Origin of the sequence: Rhodococcus sp. NPDC076796, from assembly GCF_040702765.1 — a bacterium.
Taxonomy (GTDB): domain Bacteria; phylum Actinomycetota; class Actinomycetes; order Mycobacteriales; family Mycobacteriaceae; genus Rhodococcoides.
Genome location: NZ_JBFBMS010000005.1, coordinates 242,850 through 259,388, shown reverse-complemented (window position 1 = coordinate 259,388; position 16,539 = coordinate 242,850). Strand labels below are relative to the sequence as shown.

Below are 16,539 nucleotides of genomic sequence, written 5' to 3'. Positions count from 1 at the left end.
GCAGCCCATGAAGTCCTTCTACGTTCCCCTGCCCATCGTCGCGGCCGCACTGAAGCCGTTCTACCGCGTCGCGCTGAATTCGCGGCTGTCGTTTCGTACGCAGCGGCTGATCCTCGAGGCCGCGTCTCCTGTGCAGACTCTTCCGCACGGAACCGTTGCGCAGAAGTTGACGCTCGCCGGGCGTCGAGCAGAGCGCATCACCGTCGGGGCAACCGAACGTGACACCGCGATTCTGTACCTGCACGGCGGCGCGTACACGATCGGTTCGATCAACACGCATCGGTCACTGGCAGCGCATCTGGCCCGGGAATCGGCCAGCGCCGTCTACGTGCTCGACTACCGGTTGGCCCCGGAGAATCCGTACCCGGCCGGTCTGGACGACGCCGTGGCAGCATTCCGTGAGCTCGTCCGACTGCACGGATTCACCGCGGACCGCATCGCTATCGCAGGCGATTCCGCAGGTGGAGGTCTGACGGTTGCCACCGCCCGGCGGCTGGTGGACGACGGCACCAGCCCGGCCGCTCTCGGCCTGATCTCGCCGTGGGTCGATCCCGGTGCGCGCGACGCCGCCAAGGACCGCGATCTCGTGGTCAACACCGGGTGGTCGTACAGTTCGGCCGACGCCTATCTGGGCGCGGGCGATCCACTGGATCAGGGCTTTGCCCCACTGTTGGGAAACCTGGACGGATTGCCCCCCGTCGTCATGCACGTCGGCACCGACGAGGTGTTGTACGCGCAGATCACCGCGTTCGCGGACAAGCTGCGACTGTCCGGCGTGGAGCTCGAACACGTGGAATACAAGAAGCTCTGGCACGTGGCCCACCTACAGGCGTCGATCCTGCGGGAGGCGGCTCAGGCCGTCCAGCACATGGGCTCGTACCTGGGGCGCAAGGTCAGGGCAACGCAGACGGGCACAGCGTCACAGGTTGCGCTCGCCGAGCCAGCGGCCGGCGACCTCGCCTGACGGAACGCCGTTGCGGACCTCGCCGATCATGTCGGCGAGGTCCGCAGTCGTCAGCTCCCCCGCCACCACCGAGAACGACCTCAGAGCACTCTCGCTGAGTACTCCGTTGGCATAGAGCGGAACCACGTTCTGCGCCGGATACACATGGTCGTCGTCGGGCAGCGTGGTCAGATCCTTCGCCAACGGGCCGAACGACGCGGTGCGAATCGCCAGTACGTCGACCTCCCCGGCGTTCAAGCCGTCGACGGCGGACTGCGCATCGGCATACGGAGTGACATCGGTGACCGACGCCCCCGTGAACGTGGGACTCCTCGTACCCTGCGCAAGGACGTCCATCGGATCGACCTCGCCGTCCACGATTCCGACGGTTCTTTCCTCACGACCCAGGAAATCCGTCACGGTTTCGTCGCCCGATTCAGTGCCCGACGCCACCGCGATGGCAAGTCGATCCTCGGCCGTCGCGTAATCCCCCACCGACAACCCGGCCGGCAATGATCGGTTCAGTTCGGTGTAGACGTCCTCGGCCTCGGTTGCCGCGGACATAGTGTCGAAGGTTCGCAGCAGCTCTCCGGTCAGGTCGGGAACCATCGTCACCTCACCGCGGTCCAGAGCCGCGAGGTAGTCGGCCCGATCGCCCATGTCTTCCTCGACCGAGACGTCCGCTCCCGTCGACCGCAGTCCCCCGGCGTAGATCTGCGCGAGCAGACGCGAAAGATCCGAGCTGCCTGCCCCGACGACGACGGGCGCGGCAGCCGGGTCGACCGACGTGCCCGCACTGCATCCGCCGACCAGTCCGGCGATCGACATCACCAGGGCCGCTGCCAGAACCGACGATCGCACTGTCATTTTCTCCTGTTCACTGCCCGGGTGGTTTACCGATCTCGGCCGCGGGGCACTAGTGCGAACGAGACGGTAGTCGAACCAACCTTATGGGCACGCTGAATTCGACTACCATCCCGAGCAGCCCGAGTCCTGGTTCCTTCGATGCCCCCGCAATGCGAGTGGGGTCGAGAAGGAGATGGGTAGGACTGTGCCCGAACCGATGGAAGGACACCATGAACACCTCCCGAATCACGCGCGCGTTCTCCGCTCCGAGGGCAGTGGCAGCCGTTGCCGCACTCGCTCTCTCGGTCACCGCTCTGACCGCCTGCGGCGGAAATTCGGACCCACTGTCCAGTGGTGGCGGTGAGAGCAACAGCGACACCAACTCCATCATCATCGGCTCGGCCAACTTCCCCGAGTCCGAGACCGTGGCGAACATCTACGCCGAGGCCCTGCGCGCCAACGGTTTCGAGGTGAGCACCAAGCTCAACATCGGCAGCCGTGAGGCCTACATTCCCGCAGTGCGAGACGGGTCGATCGACCTGATCCCCGACTACACCGGAAACCTGCTGCAGTACTTGGACGAATCCGCGACCGCCACCTCCTCCGAGGACGTCCTGGCTGCGTTGCCCGCCGCACTGGGCGACGACCTCACTGTGACAGCGCAGGCACCGGGCGAGGACAAGGACGCCGTCGTCGTCACTCGCCAGACCGCCACCGAGCGCAACCTCACCACCATCGGCGACCTCGCTCCGTTCTCCTCCGAGGTGACCTTCGCCGGTACCCCGGAATTCCAGGAGCGCGTCGGCGGTCTGCCCGGTCTGCGAGACAAGTACGGCCTGGACATCTCGCCCGGCAACTACATCCCGATCTCCGACGGCGGCGGCCCGGCCACGGTGGAGGCACTCGTCTCCGGGCAGGTCGTCGCGGCGGACATCTTCACCACCGCGCCCTCGATCGCACAGAACGATCTCGTAGTCCTCGAGGACCCGGAGAACAACTTCGCCGCGCAGAACATCATTCCGGTGCTGCGCACGGCCAAGCAGTCGGACAAGCTCACTCAGGTGCTCGACGCAGTGTCGGCGCAGATCACCACCGAGGAGCTGATCGCGCTGAACACGCGAGTGTCCGGTGACGAGAAGGTCGAACCCGCGGCAGCAGCAGCGGATTGGGTCGCGGACAAGGGCCTGGATCAGCCGGTCAGCTGATGATCACCTTCGAGCACGTCAACAAGACGTACCCCGACAACACCACCGCGGTCGACTCTCTGGACCTGGTGATCGAGCCCCACTCGTTCACCGTGTTCGTTGGGCCGTCCGGTTGCGGCAAGACCACGTCGATGCGGATGATCAACCGCATGATCACGCCCACCTCGGGCGTGATCACGGTCGACGGTCGCAACATCGCGGACACCGACGCGGTGAAGCTGCGCCGCGGTATCGGCTACGTCATTCAGAGTGCCGGGTTGTTGCCGCACCGCACCGTCGTCGACAACGTCGCCACGGTGCCGGTACTCAACGGCGAATCGCGTCGCGCTGCACGCAAGGCTGCGCTCGACGTCCTCGAGCGCGTCGGCCTGGACCCGGCCTTCGCCTCGCGCTACCCGGCGCAACTGTCCGGCGGGCAGCAACAGCGGGTGGGTGTGGCCCGGGCGCTGGCCGCCGACCCCCCGATCCTGCTGATGGACGAGCCCTTCAGCGCGGTGGACCCGGTGGTTCGTGAAGAACTGCAGATCGAGATGCTGCGATTGCAGGCCGATCTGAAGAAGACGATCGTCTTCGTCACCCACGACATCGACGAGGCCGTCCGGCTCGGCGATCGCATCGCGGTCTTCGGACCACAGGGCCGACTGCAGCAGTACGACAAGCCGGAGACCGTACTCGCCGCACCGGCAACGTCGTTCGTGGCGTCGTTCGTCGGCCGCGATCGCGGCTACCGCGGGCTGTCGTTCAGGTCGGCGCAGGCGGTGACCATGCACCCGATCCACACGGCGACGCAGGACGAGATCCACGGCCTCCGACTGGACCAGGGGCAGTGGGTCCTCGTCGTCGACGAGCAGCGCCGTCCGCTCGGGTGGATCGACGCGACCGGAGTCGAGAAGGTGCGCGACGGCCAGAGCATCGACGAGAGCACGGCGGCGGGTGGCTCACTGTTCCTCGAGGGCGGCGATCTGCGTCAGGCACTCGACGCGGCGATCTCCTCGCCGTCGGGAATCGGTGTCGCGGTCGATGCAGCCGGGGCGGCCGTCGGTAGCGTCGACGGTGCGGAGATCCTCGAACACTTGGCTGCACAACGTAAGTCGGAGGACTCCGAGCGCAACCGGCACCACTTCCTCTCCAGCGGGGACTCCGAACAGTGACCTGGCTGTTGGACAACTTCGATGTGGTTCTCGGCTACACGAAGACGCACCTGTATCTCTCGCTCGTCCCGCTGTTCGTCGGGTTGCTCATCGCCATCCCGCTGGGCACCGTCATTCGCAACACTCGCTGGGTTCGTCGAATCACGTTGACGGTGGCAAGTATTGCGTTCACGCTTCCCTCGCTCGCCCTGTTCGTCACCATCCCCGCAGTGGTCGGCCTACCGGTACTCGACCCGTTGAACGTGGTCATCGCCCTGTCGGTGTACTCGACCGCGCTGCTGGTGCGCGCGGTGCCCGAGGCTCTCGACTCGGTACCGTTCGCCGTGGTCGATTCCGCCGAGGCGATGGGCTACTCGTCGTTGCGGCGAGCGCTGACCGTCGAACTGCCACTGGCTCTTCCGGTACTGATCGCGAACATCAGAGTCGTGGCAGTCACGAACATCTCGCTGGTCTCGGTGGGCTCGGTGATCGGCATCGGCGGCCTTGGCCAGCTCTTCACCCAGGGCTACCAGCGAGACTATCCCGACCAGATCTTCGCGGGCATCATCTCGATCGTGTTCCTGGCGTTGATCTTCGACGCGGCCCTGTTCCTGCTGGGCCGTCGACTCACTCCGTGGACGCGGCTGAGCACGGGCTCGTCGAAGAAGAAGGCACGCGCATGAATCTCTTCTCCGAGGCGTTCTCCTACATTCTCGACGGCGGAAACTGGGCCGGGCCAACGGGAATCGGCGCACGACTGATCGAACACATGTGGTACAGCCTGCTGGCAGTGCTGCTCTCGGCTGCCGTCGCGGTTCCCGTCGGTCTGCTCATCGGTCACCTCCGCCGCGGTGAGGCCGTGATCGTCGGACTCGTCAACGCGCTGCGGTCGCTGCCGACCCTCGGCATTCTCGTGTTTCTGGTTCTGGTGATCGGACTCGGTCTGGTCCCGCCGATCATCGCGCTGGTGCTGCTCGGTATTCCTCCGCTGTTGGCAGGCACGTACTCCGGCATCGCCAACGTCGACGCCAATGTCGTCGACGCCGCCCGCGCGATGGGGATGACCGAAACCCAAGTGCTGTTTCGGGTCGAGATCCCCAACGCGCTGCCTCTGATCATCGGCGGGTTGCGCAACACCACCCTGCAGATCATCGCCACCGCGACCATCGCTGCCTACGTCAACCTCGGTGGGCTCGGCCGCTACATCTTCGACGGGCTCGCGCTCTACGACTACGGCCGCGTTCTCGTCGGCGCGATCCTGGTGGCTCTGCTGACCCTGATCGTCGACGGCCTTCTCGCCCTCGCGGTGTGGTCGTCCGTTCCGGGAACCGGTCGTCTGCGGCGGATGCCGACCGGACTCGCGAAAGTCTGACTCGTCCCACCACGAAAGACACCGACGAAAGACACCGGCGAACCGCAGGCCCGGGTGGGGCCGGGTTCGCCGGTGTTTTCTTTCCGTTTTCCTACGCGACGCCCTCGGCTCGCGCTGCTGCCGCAACTGCGTCCGCAACGGCCGGGGCGACACGAGGATCGAGTGGGCTGGGCACGATTTTGTCCGCAGCCAACTCGTCGCCGAGAACCGAGAGGATTGCCTCGGCAGCGGCGAGCTTCATGCCTTCGGTGATGCGGCGGGCACCTGCGTCGAGCGCGCCCTTGAACACACCGGGGAAGGCGAGAACGTTGTTGATCTGGTTCGGGAAGTCGCTGCGTCCGGTCGCGACGATGGCGGCGTACTTCCTCGCCACCTCCGGATGGATCTCCGGATCCGGGTTGGACAGCGCGAACACGATGGAGTCCGGGGCCATCGACGCGATGTAGCTCTCGTCGACCTTGCCCGCGGACAGACCGAGGAACACATCGGCTCCGGCCAGAGCGTCGGCCGCTCCACCTGCGAGTGCCCGGGGGTTGGTGCGCGCAGCGAGATCGGTCTTGACGCTGGTCAGATCCAGGCGATCGGAAGAGACGATCCCCTTCGAGTCGAGCACCACCACGTCCCGGATGCCGGCAAGGAGAAGCATGTTGGCGCACGCCACACCTGCTGCACCGGCTCCGGAGATGACGACCTTCAGTTCGGAGGTGGTGCGGCCCTGAACCTTCGCGGCCCCGTTGAGCGCGGCGAGGACGACGATGGCGGTGCCGTGTTGGTCGTCGTGCATGACCGGGCATTCGAGCGCCTCGATGACGCGGCGTTCGATCTCGAAACAGCGCGGCGCCGAGATGTCCTCGAGATTGACCGCGCCGAAGCTGTGCCGCATCCGCACGATGGTGTCGACGATCTCGTCGACGTCGTTGGTGTCGAGCACGATCGGGATGGAGTCGAGGCCCGCGAACTTCTTGAACAGCGCGGCCTTGCCTTCCATCACCGGCAACGACGCGCGAGGACCGATGTCGCCCAGGCCGAGCACTGCGGAGCCGTCGGAGATGACGGCGACGAGGCGATCGGTCCAGGTGTATCGCTTGGCCAGCGAGGCATCGGCGGCGATGGCGCGGCTGACCTGCGCCACTCCCGGGGTGTAGGCGATCGAGAGATCGCGCTGCGTGTCGAGTGGCGCTGCCAACTCGACCGAGAGCTTGCCGCCGAGATGCCCGGCGAAGATCTCCTCGTCGGTGATCGCCGCCTGCCCTGCCGGTGCGGTGTGTGTTGCTGCGGTGTCTTCGACTGCCGTCACGGTGAAAGCTCCTCGCACTGTCGACCTCGACCAGCAAGGCGACGAAATGTCAACGAAGTGAGTGGTGGAAATGAGGGCCGTCGGAGTGCGCCAGTGCTGGCTGCAAACTGCCGAGAGCGTGTCTCGCATGTGAGGCGGGTGCGCCTGCACGATCAGCGATGGGCTGTAGCCCTGTCGGTGCTCCAGTGTGCCACATCGCCGCACCACCTGACCACAGAGTCAGGAACCACCGGCACTGGTTCTCACTGCCACCATTGTGTCCACAGGACGAGGCCGGTGGCGACGAAGACAACGATCGCCCCGAGAACTGCCGAGAATCCACGACGGTGATCGGTGATGCGCTGAGCGATCACGGCAACGACCGCCGCGACGATGTGCGCGGCGACCGAGAGACCGCCGGGACCGGGGAAGCCGCGGGAGTGGCCCAGATACTGCGTGACGGCGACGCCGATGGCGAGCACCACCAGCCCCGCGGTGACGATGCCGCTGAGCCCGCGTAGGAACCGGAGTCCGAACGACGCCCCGGTCATCCGCCGGCCACGAATCCGCGAACCGAATCCGCGATCAACTGCACCGCGATGGCGGCGAGCAAAAGACCGGCGATACGTGCCAACAGCGAGATACCGCCCTCGCCGAGGAGCCGGATCAGCGCCGTCGAGAATCGCAGCACCAGGAAGAACAAAACGTGAATGGTGATGATGCCCAACGCAATTGCAAGAAAGGAACCGGCGTCACCGTCGGCCTGGCTGACGTAGACGATCACCGCGGCGATGGCACCGGGGCCGGCCATGAGCGGAGTCCCGAGCGGCACGAGTGCCACGTTGACGTCCTCCGCGGCGGTGTCGCCGCCCGCCCCCTTTCCGGTGAGCAGCGACAGTGCGATGAGCAGCAACAGCAACCCGCCTGCGCCCTGCAGTGCCGGAATGCCGATGTGCAGGTAGCTCAGGATCGCCTGGCCGCCGATCGCGAACACCGAAATGACGGTCAGGGAGACCGCGGGGGCCTGCCACGCCGCCTTGTTGCGTGCTTCTTTGCTCTTGCGGCCCACCAACGACAGGAACACCGGGATCGCGCCCGGCGGGTCCATGATGACGAACAGGGTGATCAACACCGTCAGGTAGAGCGTCACGTCGAATGTCATGGCCGTGCCGCCGCAACCAGACGGTCGTATTGCTCTGGGGCAGTGGTGTATTCGCCCAGCTTCACCGTCTTGTTGGTGCCGTGGTAATCCGAGGATCCCGTGACGATCAGGTCCAGTTCCGCGGCGAGATCGGCCATCACCGCGGTGTCCTCCGGCGAATGATCCATGTGATGAACCTCCACCCCGCCGAGCCCCAACGGCACCAGCTCTCGAACCTGATCCAGGTCGAGTATTCGGCCGCGAGCACGGGCGCGGGCATGCGCGAGCACGCTGACCCCGCCTGCTGCGGCGATCATCTGCACTGCGGCCTCGAGAGGGGTGTCGACCTTCTCTACGTAGTACTTACCGCTCGTCGCCAACGGACCGGCGAACGCGGCGTTCATGTCCGAGACGTACCCGGCGTCGATCAGTGCGCGACCCAGATGGGGTCGCCCGGCCGCGGCACCGGCCGAGGCAAGCACTGCGTCGGGGTCGATGGGCAGACCGTCCGCCGCCATCTTCTCGGCGATGGCACGCAATCGAGTGACCCGCTCACCGCGCAACCGAGCGCGCTCGTTCGCGAACGCCTCGTTCGCGGGGTCGAACAGATACGCGAGCAGGTGCACGGGAACCGGTTCGCCGTCCTCGCCTCGCCCGGTGCAGGAGAGTTCCATGCCGCGCACGAGCGTCAGACCGGACGGCAGCGCCGAGGCCGCTTCGTCCCACCCCGACGTGGTGTCGTGGTCCGTCAGAGCCACCACCGACAGTCCCGCCTCGGCTGCGGCCCGGACCAGCTCGGCCGGGCTGTCGGTGCCGTCGGACGCCGTCGAGTGGGTGTGGAGATCGATGAGCACCTGCACAGTGTTCCAGGCCCACTCTCTCGTCGTTTTGCTGGCGTACGATTGCCCGCCATGCCGTCCCTTCCACCACGCCCGTCGCTGCCGTCACTGCATCGACGATCGGCCAAGGCCGGTCCCGAGCCGACACCGCGAATTCCGGTGCCCACGGCCCGCGCGATCGTCGACTGCGCGGTCTACGTCGACGGCGCTCGACTACCCGGCAGATTCACCCACACCTCGGCCATCGCGGAGGTGCGGGCCCGCGGCGAAGGATTCGTGTGGGTCGGTCTGCACGCACCCGACGACCAACAGATGAGCGCGATCGCCCAGTGCTACGACCTGCACGAGCTGATGGTCGAGGACACCGTGCACGCCCATCAGCGGCCCAAGCTCGAGCGCTACGACGACGTCGCGTTCCTGGTGCTGCGCACGGTGAAGTACGTCGAGCACGAGTCGGTGACGACCGCCAACGAGATCGTCGAGAGCGGCGAGATCATGGTGATGGTCGGCCGTGACTTCGTCATCACCGTCCGGCACGGGGAGCATTCGGGGTTGGCCGGCGTGCGTCAGCGCCTCGAAGCGAACCCCGAACAGCTCGCACTCGGTCCGTCGGCGGTGCTGCACGCCGTGGCCGACCACGTCGTCGACGAGTACCTCGCAGTGACCGACTCGATCGAGCGAGACGTCGACGGCATGGAGGAGGAGGTCTTCTCGCCGCACCACCACGTACCGATCGAGAACATCTACCTCCTCAAGCGGGAGGTCGTCGAGCTTCGCCGGTCGGTGACACCACTGTCGACGCCGTTGGCGCGTCTGGTGCAGGAGCCGAGCGTCCCCAAGGCGGTGCGACGCTACCTGCGCGACGTACAGGACCATCACACAACGGTCGCCGAACGCATCTCCGAGTACGACGAGGTGCTCAGCTCACTGGTCGACGCCGCGCTGGCGCGCGTGACGATGCAGCAGAACCTCGACATGCGCAAGATCTCGTCGTGGGTGGCGATCGCCGCTGTGCCGACGATGGTCGCGGGCATCTACGGGATGAACTTCGACAACATGCCCGAGTTGCACTGGACGTACGGCTACCACCTGGTGGTCGCGGTTGTGTTGTGCGTGTGCATCGGACTGTGGCGAACGTTCCACAAGAACGACTGGCTCTAGCAGCCGCACCCTCGATTGGACGATGTCCAATCGTTTCGGGTGGTCCTTGGTGATTGCCCCGACTGCCATCGTGTGACGAGCCCACCCCTTCGTGCCGGATGAGACTGCAGAAGCCCTGCATTGTCGTCCGGAAGGGATCGATGAAAATCCGCTCACTGGTGCTGGCGTCGGCCATCGCCGTGCTGTCCACGTTGGTACCGGGAACCGCATCGGCAGGGTCGAACCCCGATCCGGGTCCCGTGCTGACCGTCGATCTCGCCGCCCTCGACCACGCCCTCACATGCACAACCGATCTGCACGACTCCACCCGCGATCCGGTCCTGCTCGCCCCGGCCTTCGCCACCGATCAGCAATCCTTCGGCTGGAACTATCTGCAGTCACTGCCCGCCGCAGGGATACCGGTGTGCAGCCTCTCCCTCCCCGACGAGGGGTACGGCGACCTGCAGATCGCCGCCCAGTACGTGGTGCATGCGGTCCGCACCATGGCCGCCGACAGCGGTCGCCAGGTCGTCATGATGGGTCACCAGCACGGTCCACTAGACGAGCTGTGGGCATTGACGTTCTGGCCGGATCTGCCCGCGCTGGTGTCGGATGTCATCTCGCTCGCCACCCCGTACAACGGCACCGATTCGGCGCGCTCGGGATGCGACGACTCGCAGGAGTGCCCGCCCGCGAACTGGCAGATCGCCACCGGATCGAACTTCCTCACCGCGCTGGCGGCGCGTCCGTTGCCCGACGGGCCGAGCTACACCTCGATCTACACGAAATTCGACCAACTGATCTATCCGCAACCGCGCGCCAGCAGCCTCGCCGGAGCGGCCAACATCGCCGTACAGGACGTCTGTCCGCTCCGGCCCGTCGAACACTTCTCGATTCTCGGTGACAACGTCGCTTTTCATCTCGTCCTCGACGCGCTCGATCACGACGGACCTGCTGTACGCGAACGCATTGCGAATGACCTGTGTTTCACCACCACCATGCCGAACTTGCGCTACGACGCGCGTGCGGCGATCACCGGACTGAAGTATCTGGCCCAGGTACCTGGGCACCTGATCTTCGATTCCGTCACCGCTGAACCGGAATTGGCGTCCTACGCGCAGTGAGTGGGCGTCAGAGACTGGCCGCGGACCGATTCGGATCGCGCACGTCGATCCCGGCCTCGGCCCAGGCCTCACGCAGGGCGGCAGCACCGCGCAACCGCACCCATGCGGCCTCGGTACCGGTCAACGGCACGGCAGCCAGAAAGCGAACCGGATCGTAGGGCTCGGGCAGCGTCAGAGTGGCGATATCGCTGTCGCCGAGCAGCACCGCGGTGAACGGCGCGTTGGTCCACAGCGGCTCGCCCAGATCGAGCAGCGCATCCTCGACGAGCACGACGCCCTCCACCGCGGGAGAGGCAGCGAGCACGGCCAGGGACTTGTGCACGCCCGACGCCACGCCTGCCCCACCGCGAAGAGTGAGCACCAGTTCTGCTCGGGGGCCGCGCGAGGGATCGGCGACGAGTTCGTTGGGATCGGCCATGGGGTGACGAGAACAGCCGAGACTGACGTAACGGACCACGTCGGAGTCCGCGCCGAATCTCAGCACGTCCAGCGACTCGAGGCCGAGGAACGTCACCGACGCCGACGACGGACTCTCGTCGCCGATCTCGGTCACCAGATGTGCGCGTACCGCTGCAATGACACTGTCGCTCACCTGACCCATCCAACACCACCGATGCCCGAGAAGTCCGTTCGGAGGTACCACCGCACCCGAGGTGGGTACCGTCGTACCCGTGGTCTCCGTTCTCGCAGTTGCCGACGAAACGATCGAATCCCTGTGGAGTCCGCAGGTGAAGTCGCTCGGAGTCGACCTGATTCTCGGCGCGGGCGACCTCCCGTTCGACTACCTCGAGTACCTCACCGACGCGTTGAACGCACCCTGTGTCTTCGTGCCGGGCAATCACGACGCGGACCTCACCGGATACTCGGCCGGGCGCGCAGGCTGGATGCGCGCCGGACTGCCCGCAACCTGGCCCGGACCGGTCGGTGCCGTCAATGTCGATCGTCGCATCGTGTCCGCGGCAGGATTGCGGATCGCCGGTCTCGGCGGATCCATCCGCTACAACGGTGGGCCCAATCAGTGGACCCAACGCCAGCAGCGACGGCGATCACGCACCCTGACCCGGACGTTCGCGTGGCATCGCAACGTGCGCAAGGATCTTCGGCCCGTCGACATTCTGCTCACCCACAGTCCACCGCTCGGCGTCGGCGACGACACCGACCCCGCGCACATCGGCTTCGACTGCCTCGACGAGGTGACGCGTCGACTGTCCCCACAGCTGTTGTTGCACGGCCATATTCATCCGCACGGTCACACCCCGGACGATCTGACCCTGCACGGCGCGACGGTGATCAACACCGTCGGATACACCCTTCTCGAGATCGAACCGGGCGGCGAGAGACCGGATTTCGAGACACCGAAGATCGTGAGGCGCAGACATGGCACGTGACACCGGATTTCCGGCCGCCGATGCGGAGAACGACTTCACCCGCCAACGCCGACGCGCCGACGTCGCACGCCTGGTCGGCTGGCTGCGGCGTCAACCCGACGACGTCAACACCATCCTGCCGTTCGACGAGGTGGTCGCCGCCCTCGGCAAGGTCGGCGAGCGGCACCTCGGCCTGCAGGTCATTCGCGTCGACACCATCGTCGGAAGTGTCGATCGCACTCGCGATTTCGACCGCTTCTTCCGGCCGACCTCGGCACGTATTCGTGAGCGCTGGCAGCGACTCGCCGCTGCTCAGCGCCGCGGCGAGGCGATGCCGCCGATCCAGGTGTACCGCATCGGCGGCATGCATTTCGTCGTCGACGGTCACCACCGTGTCTCCATCGCCTTCGCGATGCACCGGACGTCGATCGACGCCGTGGTCACCGAGATCATCACGCGCATCTCACCCGAGGGCATCACCCGACGCGGCGACCTACTGATCAAGGATCACCGTCGCATCTTCCTCAGCCGCGTGCCGTTGGTGGGCCGGGCTCGCGAGGCCGTCGAGGTCACCGACCCCTTCGACTACGCGCAGCTCAGCGAATCGGTGGAGGCGTGGGGATTCCGGTTGATGCAGGAAGTCGGCGAATTCGTCGACCGCGGAACCGTCGCGCGACGCTGGTTCGGCGAGGAATACCTACCGGTGGTGCGCATGGTGCGGGCAGCGGAGATCCTCGAGGACCGCACCGACGCAGAGGCATACCTCTGGATGAGCCGGGAGCGCTACCGCCTGGTACGCGAACACGTCTGGAACGACGAGATCGTCAGCGAGCTCCGGCAGAAAGCTCTGGGAAAGCATCAGTAGGCCTGCGTCGATGCTCGGCCGTGGCGGCGGACCCGGCTCACTTCCCTGGTGCACCGATCTCTGATAGTTACTTAGATGCGTTCATCATTTTGTTTTTCGTTCCACCGCATAGTCGATACGTAACGAGGTAGTTCGTTCATGTCCTCCCGCCGCATACTGCTGCCCGGACTCTGTTTCATCGTCATGACTCTCGCCGTTCTGCAAACGATGGTGGTCCCCATCGTTTTGACCATCGGCATCCAACTCGGGGTCAGCACCACCGCCGCCGGATGGGTACTGACGGCCAATCTCCTCGCGGCGGTGATCGCCACCCCGGTCATCGGTCGGCTCGCCGACCTGCACGGTAAGCGTCCGGTGCTGATCGGTGTGCTCACCGTCGTCCTCGCCGGATCTCTGCTCGCAGCCCTGACCCACTCGTTGCTGTGGCTGATCGTCGGCCGGGTCCTGCAGGGCGTGTCCTACGCTCTGTTCCCCATCGCCCTTGCCGTCCTCCGTGACGAGATGCCTCCTCGTAAGCTCGTCGGCTCGATGGCCGTCCTGTCCGGCACACTGGGCGTCGGCGGCGGATTCGGACTGGTGTTGACCGGGCTGCTGACGGCCAACGGTGCCGACTACCACCGCGTGTTCTGGCTCACTGTTGCGTTCGTCGTGGTCGCGCTCGCGATTGCCTGGTTCGGCGTACCGGCGCGCCCGAGAACAAGTGGCGGCACCGTCGACTGGTGGGGCGCTGCGCTGCTCGCGGTGACGCTGCTGCTGCTGTTCCTCGCCCTGACCCAGGGCCGCACGTGGGGGTGGGGTTCGGTTGCCACCATCGGCTGCGCGATCGTCGGTGTTGTCGCGGGGGCCATCTGGTGGAACTTCGAGAAACGCGCCGACGAGCCACTCGTCGCACCCCGCATGCTCACCCACGGACCGTTGCTCGCCACCAACGTCGCCACCCTGTTCGTCGGTATCGGGATGTTCGTCAATTTCCTCGCCTGCTCGTACTTCGTGCAGACACCACGAGCTGTGGCCGGCTACGGCTTCACTGCGAATGTTCTCGAGGCGAGCGTCGTCTATCTGCTGCCCGGCGCAGCGGTCGGAGTGGTCGCGGCCGTCGTCAGTGGCCGGTTCATCCGGGCGTTCGGGCCGCGCCGAGTACTGATCGCCGGAGCCGTGATCGGGTTGTTCGGATTCGTCTTCGTCGCACTCGCCCACGATCACACCTGGCAGCTGATCACCGCAGGCATCGTCATCAACATGTTCGTCAGTCTTGCGTTCGCTGCCCTGCCGAACCTGCTCATGGCCGAGGTCAGCGCAACGGACACCGGGGTGGCGAACAGCGTCAATTCGATCGTCCGGACCGTCGGCACCTCGATTGCCAGTGCCACGCTGTCCACCGTCCTCGCCATGTTCACCATCGACAGAACGGCAGTCGCCCGCGAAATCGTCTACACCGCAGCCTTCTTCGCAGGCGCCCTGGCATGCGCGGTCGTCGTCCTCGCAGCCCTCGCCATCAAGAGCACCACGCCGCAGCGGGAATCGACCGTCGTGGCCGAATCCGAGTCGGCCGTCCCGCGGGGGACCCCGGCTGGGAGCACTGCCAGCCCTTCGACAACAACCTGACAACACCGGTACCGATCCGACCAGTACCGCAACCTCGAAACCGCTGGTAGCAACCTTTGGCAGAACGCTCGTAATCTCCTGGGAGGTAGCGCTTTCCCCTTACGCGCACCGATCCACCGGACCTAACGTCGTGCAGGTAGGAACCACGACGAAAGGGAACACATGAACACCCGAAAGATCCTCACCCGCGCAGCAGTGACCGGGGCCCTGGTGGCCATTCCCCTGGTGGCAGTCGCCGGCACCGCGTCGGCCGATCCGCTGTGGACGGACCGAGGCGACAACCACACCCGGTACGACGACAACCCGAACGACCGGCAGAACCAGTTCGAGCTGCCAGAGCTGTTCCCACAGGCACCGGCACCGCAGCTGCAGAACCCGGCACCGAACGTGGTGCCGTTCGACTTCTTCCAGGGCTACCAGCTGCCGAGCACGGGCTCAGCGTTCTGAGCCTGCGGCATGTGAGCGGAACTTCGTAGCCCACTACGAAGTTCCGCTCACATGCGCGCAGCGCTCTACAGCGTCAGGTTCGCACCCGAGGCCTGGTCGAACACCGAGATCTTCGCCGGGTCGAACCACAGTTCCACCTGACCACCCTCGGCGGCCTTGGACTCGGCGGCCAGACGCGCAACCACCTGTGCGCCACCGAGATCGGCGATACCCGCATCCGCTGCGAGCTCCTGCAGCTCGCTGGATTCGACCCGCGCACCCTTGAGCGTGAAGTAGACGTACTTGTCGCTACCCATCGACTCGAGTACGTCCACGGTGGCGGTGAAGGTCGCGCCGCTCATCTTCTGGTAACCGTCGATCAGAGCCGCGTCCTCGAAGTGCTCGGGACGGATGCCGACGACCACTTCCCGGCCCGGGTTCTTGGCCTTGATCGAGTCCATCCGCTCGAGCGGGATGTCGATGTCGCCCAGGGCGGTGGACACTCCGTTCGAGGTGAGCTGTCCGGGAACGAAGTTCATCGAGGGCGATCCGATGAAGCCGCCCACGAACAGGTTTCGCGGCTTGTCGTAGAGCTCCTGCGGAGAACCGATCTGCTGTACCAACCCGCCACGTAGCACCACGACGCGATCGCCGAGGGTCATGGCCTCGGTCTGATCGTGCGTGACGTACACGGTGGTGGTGCCGAGCCGCTTCTGCAGACGCGAGATCTCGGCGCGAGTCTGCACGCGCAGCTTCGCGTCGAGGTTGGACAGTGGCTCGTCCATCAGGAACGCCTTGGGCGTACGAACGATGGCGCGGCCCATGGCAACTCGCTGACGCTGACCACCGGAGAGGTTCGACGGCTTGCGGTCGAGGTGCTGACTGAGATCGAGGATCTTGGCTGCCTCTTCGACCTTGCTGTTGATCTCCGACTTCGAGAGCTTCGCGAGCGTCAGCGGGAAGGCGATGTTCTGCCGCACCGTCATGTGCGGGTACAGCGCGTAGGACTGGAACACCATCGCGATGTCGCGATCCTTCGGTGCCTTCTCGTTGACGCGCTCCCCCGCGATGCGCAGCTCGCCGGACGAGATGTCCTCGAGGCCGGCGATCATGTTGAGCGTCGTGGACTTTCCGCAACCGGACGGCCCGACGAGGATGATGAATTCGCCGTCGGCGATGGTGATGTCGACGTCGCTGACCGCGGCGGCGCCGTCGGGGTAGAGCTTGGTGACTTTGTCGAGAACGATTTCGGCCATGACG

18 protein-coding genes are annotated in these 16,539 nt (G+C 65.7%); 11 read left to right on the top strand and 7 right to left on the bottom strand.

Annotation, left to right across the window (positions count from 1 at the left end):
- Window positions 1-7: 7 nt before the first annotated feature.
- Window positions 8-964 (top strand): alpha/beta hydrolase, encoded by a 957-nt coding sequence (locus tag AB0366_RS18305; protein ID WP_366245116.1) that lies wholly within the window; start codon window positions 8-10, stop codon window positions 962-964.
- On the opposite strand, the gene AB0366_RS18300 is transcribed toward AB0366_RS18305, so the two are convergent.
- The gene (locus AB0366_RS18300) at window positions 920-1,810 is read right to left on the bottom strand and encodes a glycine betaine ABC transporter substrate-binding protein (protein WP_366245115.1); all 891 of its coding nucleotides are present in this window, start codon (window positions 1,808-1,810) and stop codon (window positions 920-922) included. The two genes, AB0366_RS18305 and AB0366_RS18300, sit on opposite strands and share 45 nt — an antisense overlap.
- A gap of 209 nt (window positions 1,811-2,019) precedes the next feature.
- On the opposite strand from AB0366_RS18300, the gene AB0366_RS18295 reads away from it, so the two are divergent.
- The 4 genes from AB0366_RS18295 to AB0366_RS18280 are packed head-to-tail and all read left to right on the top strand — an operon-like array spanning window position 2,020 to window position 5,496.
- Entirely contained in the window at window positions 2,020-2,994 is a 975-nt protein-coding gene (locus AB0366_RS18295) for an ABC transporter substrate-binding protein (RefSeq protein ID WP_366245114.1), read from the top strand.
- Entirely contained in the window at window positions 2,994-4,145 is a 1,152-nt protein-coding gene (locus AB0366_RS18290) for an ABC transporter ATP-binding protein (protein WP_366245113.1), read from the top strand. The genes AB0366_RS18295 and AB0366_RS18290 overlap by 1 nt, the downstream gene beginning before the upstream one ends.
- Entirely contained in the window at window positions 4,142-4,807 is a 666-nt protein-coding gene (locus AB0366_RS18285; RefSeq protein ID WP_366245112.1) for an ABC transporter permease, read from the top strand. Before AB0366_RS18290 ends, AB0366_RS18285 begins: the two co-directional genes overlap by 4 nt.
- Window positions 4,804-5,496, top strand: a complete 693-nt coding sequence (locus AB0366_RS18280) for an ABC transporter permease (protein WP_366245202.1) — start codon at window positions 4,804-4,806, stop codon at window positions 5,494-5,496. Before AB0366_RS18285 ends, AB0366_RS18280 begins: the two co-directional genes overlap by 4 nt.
- A 91-nt stretch (window positions 5,497-5,587) precedes the next feature.
- Here the strand turns inward: AB0366_RS18280 and AB0366_RS18275 are convergent, their stop codons facing one another.
- The 4 genes from AB0366_RS18275 to AB0366_RS18260 all read right to left on the bottom strand — a co-directional run bounded on the left by AB0366_RS18275 (window position 5,588) and on the right by AB0366_RS18260 (window position 8,767).
- Complete coding sequence (locus AB0366_RS18275) at window positions 5,588-6,793, bottom strand: NADP-dependent malic enzyme (RefSeq protein WP_366245111.1); 1,206 nt, start codon at window positions 6,791-6,793, stop codon at window positions 5,588-5,590.
- Between the two features lie 242 nt (window positions 6,794-7,035).
- Complete coding sequence (locus tag AB0366_RS18270; protein WP_366245110.1) at window positions 7,036-7,323, bottom strand: hypothetical protein; 288 nt, start codon at window positions 7,321-7,323, stop codon at window positions 7,036-7,038.
- A complete protein-coding gene (locus tag AB0366_RS18265; protein WP_121873242.1) occupies window positions 7,320-7,934 on the bottom strand; it encodes a MarC family protein in 615 nt (204 codons plus the stop codon). The genes AB0366_RS18270 and AB0366_RS18265 overlap by 4 nt, the downstream gene beginning before the upstream one ends.
- Window positions 7,931-8,767 carry a PHP domain-containing protein gene (locus tag AB0366_RS18260; RefSeq protein ID WP_366245109.1) on the bottom strand — a complete coding sequence of 279 codons (837 nt, stop codon included), beginning with the start codon at window positions 8,765-8,767 and terminating at the stop codon, window positions 7,931-7,933. Before AB0366_RS18260 ends, AB0366_RS18265 begins: the two co-directional genes overlap by 4 nt.
- 57 nt (window positions 8,768-8,824) lie before the next feature.
- Here AB0366_RS18260 and AB0366_RS18255 point away from each other — a divergent pair, with 57 nt between their 5' ends.
- Together AB0366_RS18255 and AB0366_RS18250 are read left to right on the top strand one after the other, a co-directional pair.
- On the top strand, window positions 8,825-9,913 hold the full coding sequence (locus tag AB0366_RS18255) for a magnesium and cobalt transport protein CorA (protein ID WP_366245108.1): 1,089 nt from the start codon (window positions 8,825-8,827) through the stop codon (window positions 9,911-9,913).
- 140 nt (window positions 9,914-10,053) lie between these two features.
- A complete protein-coding gene (locus tag AB0366_RS18250) occupies window positions 10,054-11,016 on the top strand; it encodes a lipase (RefSeq protein WP_366245107.1) in 963 nt (320 codons plus the stop codon).
- A gap of 7 nt (window positions 11,017-11,023) precedes the next feature.
- Here the strand turns inward: AB0366_RS18250 and AB0366_RS18245 are convergent, their stop codons facing one another.
- Complete coding sequence (locus AB0366_RS18245; RefSeq protein WP_121873245.1) at window positions 11,024-11,617, bottom strand: suppressor of fused domain protein; 594 nt, start codon at window positions 11,615-11,617, stop codon at window positions 11,024-11,026.
- A 70-nt stretch (window positions 11,618-11,687) separates the two neighbouring features.
- On the opposite strand from AB0366_RS18245, the gene AB0366_RS18240 reads away from it, so the two are divergent.
- The 4 genes from AB0366_RS18240 to AB0366_RS18225 all read left to right on the top strand — a co-directional run bounded on the left by AB0366_RS18240 (window position 11,688) and on the right by AB0366_RS18225 (window position 15,300).
- Entirely contained in the window at window positions 11,688-12,404 is a 717-nt protein-coding gene (locus AB0366_RS18240; RefSeq protein WP_121873575.1) for a metallophosphoesterase, read from the top strand.
- Window positions 12,394-13,248 carry a chromosome partitioning protein ParB gene (locus tag AB0366_RS18235; protein ID WP_366245106.1) on the top strand — a complete coding sequence of 285 codons (855 nt, stop codon included), beginning with the start codon at window positions 12,394-12,396 and terminating at the stop codon, window positions 13,246-13,248. The genes AB0366_RS18240 and AB0366_RS18235 overlap by 11 nt, the downstream gene beginning before the upstream one ends.
- Window positions 13,249-13,386: 138 nt before the next feature.
- Window positions 13,387-14,853, top strand: coding sequence for an MFS transporter (locus tag AB0366_RS18230; protein WP_366245105.1), 1,467 nt, complete (start codon window positions 13,387-13,389; stop codon window positions 14,851-14,853).
- A gap of 162 nt (window positions 14,854-15,015) precedes the next feature.
- Entirely contained in the window at window positions 15,016-15,300 is a 285-nt protein-coding gene (locus AB0366_RS18225; protein ID WP_366245104.1) for a hypothetical protein, read from the top strand.
- Between the two features lie 65 nt (window positions 15,301-15,365).
- Here the strand turns inward: AB0366_RS18225 and ugpC are convergent, their stop codons facing one another.
- Entirely contained in the window at window positions 15,366-16,535 is a 1,170-nt protein-coding gene (gene ugpC / locus AB0366_RS18220) for a sn-glycerol-3-phosphate ABC transporter ATP-binding protein UgpC (RefSeq protein WP_121873249.1), read from the bottom strand.
- Window positions 16,536-16,539: the final 4 nt, after the last annotated feature.

Bases quoted from the DNA above. Each gene is read 5' to 3' on its own strand.
- AB0366_RS18290 (WP_366245113.1), top strand. From the start codon at position 2,994: ATGATCACCTTCGAGCACGTCAACAAGACGTACCCCGACAACACCACC.
- AB0366_RS18295 (WP_366245114.1), top strand. From the start codon at position 2,020: ATGAACACCTCCCGAATCACGCGCGCGTTCTCCGCTCCGAGGGCAGTG.
- AB0366_RS18300 (WP_366245115.1), bottom strand. From the start codon at position 1,810: ATGACAGTGCGATCGTCGGTTCTGGCAGCGGCCCTGGTGATGTCGATC.
- AB0366_RS18255 (WP_366245108.1), top strand. From the start codon at position 8,825: ATGCCGTCCCTTCCACCACGCCCGTCGCTGCCGTCACTGCATCGACGA.
- AB0366_RS18230 (WP_366245105.1), top strand. From the start codon at position 13,387: ATGTCCTCCCGCCGCATACTGCTGCCCGGACTCTGTTTCATCGTCATG.
- AB0366_RS18305 (WP_366245116.1), top strand. From the start codon at position 8: ATGAAGTCCTTCTACGTTCCCCTGCCCATCGTCGCGGCCGCACTGAAG.
- AB0366_RS18280 (WP_366245202.1), top strand. From the start codon at position 4,804: ATGAATCTCTTCTCCGAGGCGTTCTCCTACATTCTCGACGGCGGAAAC.
- AB0366_RS18270 (WP_366245110.1), bottom strand. From the start codon at position 7,323: ATGACCGGGGCGTCGTTCGGACTCCGGTTCCTACGCGGGCTCAGCGGC.
- AB0366_RS18225 (WP_366245104.1), top strand. From the start codon at position 15,016: ATGAACACCCGAAAGATCCTCACCCGCGCAGCAGTGACCGGGGCCCTG.
- AB0366_RS18250 (WP_366245107.1), top strand. From the start codon at position 10,054: ATGAAAATCCGCTCACTGGTGCTGGCGTCGGCCATCGCCGTGCTGTCC.
- ugpC (WP_121873249.1), bottom strand. From the start codon at position 16,535: ATGGCCGAAATCGTTCTCGACAAAGTCACCAAGCTCTACCCCGACGGC.
- AB0366_RS18245 (WP_121873245.1), bottom strand. From the start codon at position 11,617: ATGGGTCAGGTGAGCGACAGTGTCATTGCAGCGGTACGCGCACATCTG.
- AB0366_RS18265 (WP_121873242.1), bottom strand. From the start codon at position 7,934: ATGACATTCGACGTGACGCTCTACCTGACGGTGTTGATCACCCTGTTC.
- AB0366_RS18235 (WP_366245106.1), top strand. From the start codon at position 12,394: ATGGCACGTGACACCGGATTTCCGGCCGCCGATGCGGAGAACGACTTC.